At 66.2% G+C, this 4648-nt stretch carries 3 protein-coding genes; 1 reads left to right on the top strand and 2 read right to left on the bottom strand.

Annotated elements, in window-relative coordinates:
* Positions 1-757 precede the first annotated feature (757 nt).
* Both ilvD and ACE039_RS13570 read right to left on the bottom strand, forming a co-directional pair.
* Positions 758-2626, bottom strand: a complete 1869-nt coding sequence (gene ilvD, locus ACE039_RS13565) for a dihydroxy-acid dehydratase (RefSeq protein ID WP_485822598.1) — start codon at positions 2624-2626, stop codon at positions 758-760.
* Between the two features lie 101 nt (positions 2627-2727).
* Positions 2728-3567 carry an AraC family transcriptional regulator gene (locus ACE039_RS13570; RefSeq protein ID WP_448709369.1) on the bottom strand — a complete coding sequence of 280 codons (840 nt, stop codon included), beginning with the start codon at positions 3565-3567 and terminating at the stop codon, positions 2728-2730.
* 332 nt (positions 3568-3899) lie between these two features.
* Between ACE039_RS13570 and ACE039_RS13575 the strand changes: the two genes are divergently transcribed.
* Positions 3900-4648: 2-isopropylmalate synthase (locus ACE039_RS13575; protein WP_485822599.1), on the top strand; the 749-nt coding region annotated here is incomplete at its 3' end.

The raw sequence follows: 4648 nt of genomic DNA on the forward strand, positions 1-4648 counted from the left end.
CGGGGACTTGGCGGTGTCTTGCGGTTCACGATGCCGCTTCGCGCTTGTGAAGAGCGGACTTGCGGGGCTTGCCTCAGGACGGCCGCCCGGGCGGCCTCTTGAGGCGTTCGCCGCGTCTTGCGATCCACGATGCCGCTGCGCGCACACCAAGCGAGGAACCCAAGCAATGCTGCAAATTTCAGCCGACGCTCGCAACAATCACCGGCCTCCCTTTTAGACGGGTGGCGCGCGTACAGGTCGGGCGAAGCAAGCGGGTATTGGCCGCGCGCCACCCGTCGCTCCACCTCCCCCACCTGACGGCGGGACCAATAGAAAACCACCCGCCAAAAGCGCGTAAGCGACCAACGCGACAACACCCCGGCAACGCGTATGCAGAAAGCGTCCGCCCGGGCGGACGCTTGAGGCGGGCCCCGCAAACCTCGTCATTAAGTCGCGCTCTAGCAGCGCGCAAACCAAGACGGCGCAGCTCGTCGCCGGGGTCGGGTGGGTGGCGCGCAACCTTGATGCGCCCGAGGGAATCTGAAGGCAGCGGCCGCAGGCCGCAACGAAGATGACGAGAGGGCAGTCCGGAGCGAAGGCTCCGGACCGCAATCGTGGGCGCGCGCCACCCACCCGACCCCGGCGACGAGCGTCCCACGAAGACCCAACGCAGGCCCAACGAAGATCCAAACACACCCACAACACCCGCCCCCGGGCACCCGCAAAAAAAAAGCGACGCAATAAGCGCCGCTTCTTCCACCTGAAAAAAATCAAAAAATCACCGCTTGCCCTTTTGCTTCAGCTGCGACAAATCCCGAACCGCACCGCGATCCGCCGACGTCGCCAACGCCGCATAAGCCTGCAACGCCTGCGACACGACTCGTTCGCGGCCCACCGGCTCCCAGCCGTCCGCCCGCGCATCCATCGCCGCGCGGCGACGCGCCAGTTCTTCGTCCGACACTGCCAGATGCATCTTGCGGTTCGGGATATCGATCTCGATCACATCGCCTTCTTCCACCAGGCCGATCGTGCCGCCTTCCGCCGCTTCCGGCGACGCGTGCCCGATCACCAGCCCCGACGAACCGCCCGAAAAACGCCCGTCCGTGAACAGCGCGCACGTCTTGCCCAAGCCCTTGGACTTCAGATACGACGTCGGATACAGCATCTCTTGCATGCCCGGACCGCCCTTCGGGCCTTCGTAGCGGATCACCACCACATCGCCCGCCACGATCTTGTCGCCCAGGATGCCTTCCACCGCATCGTCCTGGCTTTCGAACACGCGTGCGCGGCCCGTGAAGACCCATTGCGACTCGTCCACGCCCGCCGTCTTCACAATGCAGCCCTTCTCGGCCAGATTGCCGTACAGCACTGCCAAGCCGCCGTCCTTGGAATACGCGCTTTCCTTGCTGCGGATGCAGCCCGTCTTACGGTCCGTATCCAGCGTCAGGAACGTCGCGTCCTGGCTGAAAGCGACCGTCGTCGGGATGCCGCCAGGCGCCGCGCGGTAGAACTTTTTCGCTTCTTCGCTTGCGTCGCCAGCCACGTCCCACTGCTGAATGGCGTTGCCCAGCGTGCCGCTGTGCACGTTGCCGCAAGACAGATCCAGCAGGTCGGCGCGCGCCAGTTCACCCAGGATGCCCAGGATGCCGCCGGCGCGGTGCACGTCTTCGATGTGGTATTTGTCGGTGGCAGGCGCCGCCTTGCACAGGCACGGCACCTTGCGCGAAATGCGGTCGATGTCGGCCATCGTGAAGTCCACGCCCGCTTCCTGCGCCGCGGCCAGCAAGTGCAGCACGGTATTGGTCGACCCGCCCATCGCCACGTCCAGCGCCATCGCGTTCTGGAACGCGCTCTTGGTGGCGATGTTGCGCGGCAGGACCGATTCGTCTTCTTCCACGTAGTAGCGGCGGCACAGATCCACGACCAGACGGCCGGCCTGCTCGAACAGGCCCTTGCGCCACGCGTGCGTCGCCACGATGGTGCCGTTGCCCGGCAACGCCAGGCCGATGGCTTCGGTCAGGCAGTTCATCGAGTTGGCGGTGAACATGCCGGAACAGGAGCCGCAGGTGGGGCACGCGCTGCGTTCCACTTCGGCCACTTCGGCGTCCGAAACCTTCGGGTCGGCTGCCTTGATCATGGCGTCGATCAGGTCGATCTTGGCGATGACCGTGCCATCGGTGGGCGACTTGACCTTGCCCGCTTCCATCGGGCCGCCGGACACGAACACAACCGGGATGTTCAGGCGCATCGCGGCCATCAGCATCCCCGGGGTGATCTTGTCGCAGTTCGAAATGCAGACCATGGCGTCGGCGCAGTGCGCGTTCACCATGTATTCCACCGAGTCGGCGATCAGTTCGCGCGACGGCAGCGAATACAGCATGCCGCCGTGGCCCATGGCGATGCCGTCATCGACGGCGATCGTGTTGAATTCCTTGGCGACGCCGCCTGCGGCCTCGATCTCTTTGGCCACCAGCGCGCCCAGGTCGCGCAGGTGCACGTGGCCCGGCACGAACTGCGTGAACGAGTTCACTACCGCGATGATCGGCTTGCCGAAATCGCCGTCCTTCATGCCGGTGGCGCGCCACAGGGCGCGGGCGCCGGCCATGTTGCGGCCGTGGGTCGATGTGCGGGAACGGTAGTGCGGCATGATTTGTCTCGAGTGCTGTTAGCGTGGCGGCAAAACGGTAAATAATACGCTGGATCGGGGCGGCCCTGCCCGGCGGCGGCCTCTGATGCGGTTCGTGGCCATCAGGCGGACGCCTCGCCGCGGGCCGCGAACACACTGGGCGGTTCGCCCACCGCGCGGCGGAACATCGCCGCAAACGCGCTGGGACTGTCGTAGCCCAGATCCAGCGCCACGTCCAGCACCCGCGCGCCGCGCGCCAGCCGCTCCATGGCCGCCAACAGGCGCGCCTGCTGGCGCCAGCGGCCGAACGTCATGCCGGTGTGGCGCACGAACAAGCGATGCACCGTCTTGGGGTCCACCCCCAATTCGCGGGCCCATTCCGCCGCCCCCGCCTGCCGCTCGGGATGGCGCACGATGGCGCGGCAGATGCGCGCCAGCCGGGGCTCGGACGGTTGCGGCAAGTGCAGCGGCAACACGGGTTCCTGGCGCAGTTCGTCCAGCAGCAGCATCATCAGGCGGCCGTCGCGCGTGTCGGGCGCCCAATCCAGCGGCACATCGGCAGCGGCCACCATCAGTTCGCGCAACAGCGGCGAAATCGACAGCACGCAGCATTGCTCGGGCAGATGCGCGGCGGCGCCGGGTTCGACGAACACGGTGCGCATGCGCGGTTCCCCGCTCATGCGGATGCCGTGCGGCACCCACGCGGGCACCCAGACCCCGCGCGTCGGTGGCACGATCCAGATGCCGGCATCGGTATCCACCACCATCACCCCGGAAATCGCATAGAGCAACTGGCCCCGGCGGTGCCGATGCCGGCGCACGCGATGGCCGTCTTCGTAATCCACCGCCAGCCCCGCCACCGGCCGCTGCGACGATTCGTAGGGGAACAAATCCACATCAGTGGGAGAGCGCGTATGTCCGGTCGGCGGAGACGATGGAATGTCCATTTTGCGATGGTTGATGCCTGGATAACGTTAGACGGTCTTTCCCAGTGTACCTACCATCCCCGAATCCCTGCTGAATCTCCTTACGACGCCATGCCCCTGCCGTTCGCCCCCCACCCCGCCCGCGCCGCTTTTGCGGCCGCCGGCCGTGGGCGATCGACCCGCGTGGTCGCCCCCCTCCTAGCCTTGCGACTAGCGCGCGGTTGCCGGGCCTTGCGCCCCGTGGCCGCCCGGCAGCCCGGGGCCTGCTGACAGGCCCTGAAGCCACCTCCCCGTTTGCTTTGCCGTCGCCGCGCCACGCGGCCATGGCTGTCTGATGCCGCGGCGCCTGCTCGCGGCCGGAGGTTTCCATGCTTGACCAACCCCAACACAAATACCGCCCCACCCAACCTTTCACCCGTGATTACGCCGAACGCACCTGGCCGTCGCGTCGTCTGCTGGCGCCGCCCGTCTGGATGAGCACGGATATGCGCGACGGCAATCAGGCGCTGATCGAACCCATGGACGGCGCCCGCAAGCTGCGCATGTTCGAGCAACTGGTGGCAGTGGGTGTCAAGGAAATCGAAGTGGCATTTCCGTCGGCTTCGGAGACGGACTTCAACTTCGTGCGCAAGCTGATCGAAGAGCGCCGCGTACCGGAAGACGTGACCATCGAGGTGCTGACGCAGTCACGCCCCGATCTGATCGAGCGCACCTTCGAATCGCTGCGCGGCGCGCCGCGCGCCATCGTGCATCTGTATGCGCCCATCGCGCCGCAATGGCGCCGCATCGTATTCGGCATGACGCGCGCCGAGGTCAAGGAGATCGCCCTTGCAGGCACCCGGCACATCCGGGCACTGGCCGATGCCCACCCTGAAACCGAGTGGATTTACCAATACTCGCCAGAGACGTTCAGCCTGGCCGAGCTGGATTTCTCGCTGGAGGTCTGCGATGCGGTCAGCGCCATCTGGGGCCCCACGCCCGCCCGCAAAATGATCATCAACCTGCCCTCCACGGTCGAATGCACGACAGCCAACGTGTATGCCGATCAGATCGAATGGATGCACCGCCATCTGGCGCGGCGCGACAGCATCGTGCTGAGCGTGCACCCGCACAATGA

The organism is Achromobacter maghribensis (assembly GCF_057334215.1).

Coding starts and splice junctions, on each gene's coding strand:
- ilvD (WP_485822598.1), bottom strand. CDS start 2,626: ATGCCGCACTACCGTTCCCGCACATCGACCCACGGCCGCAACATGGCC.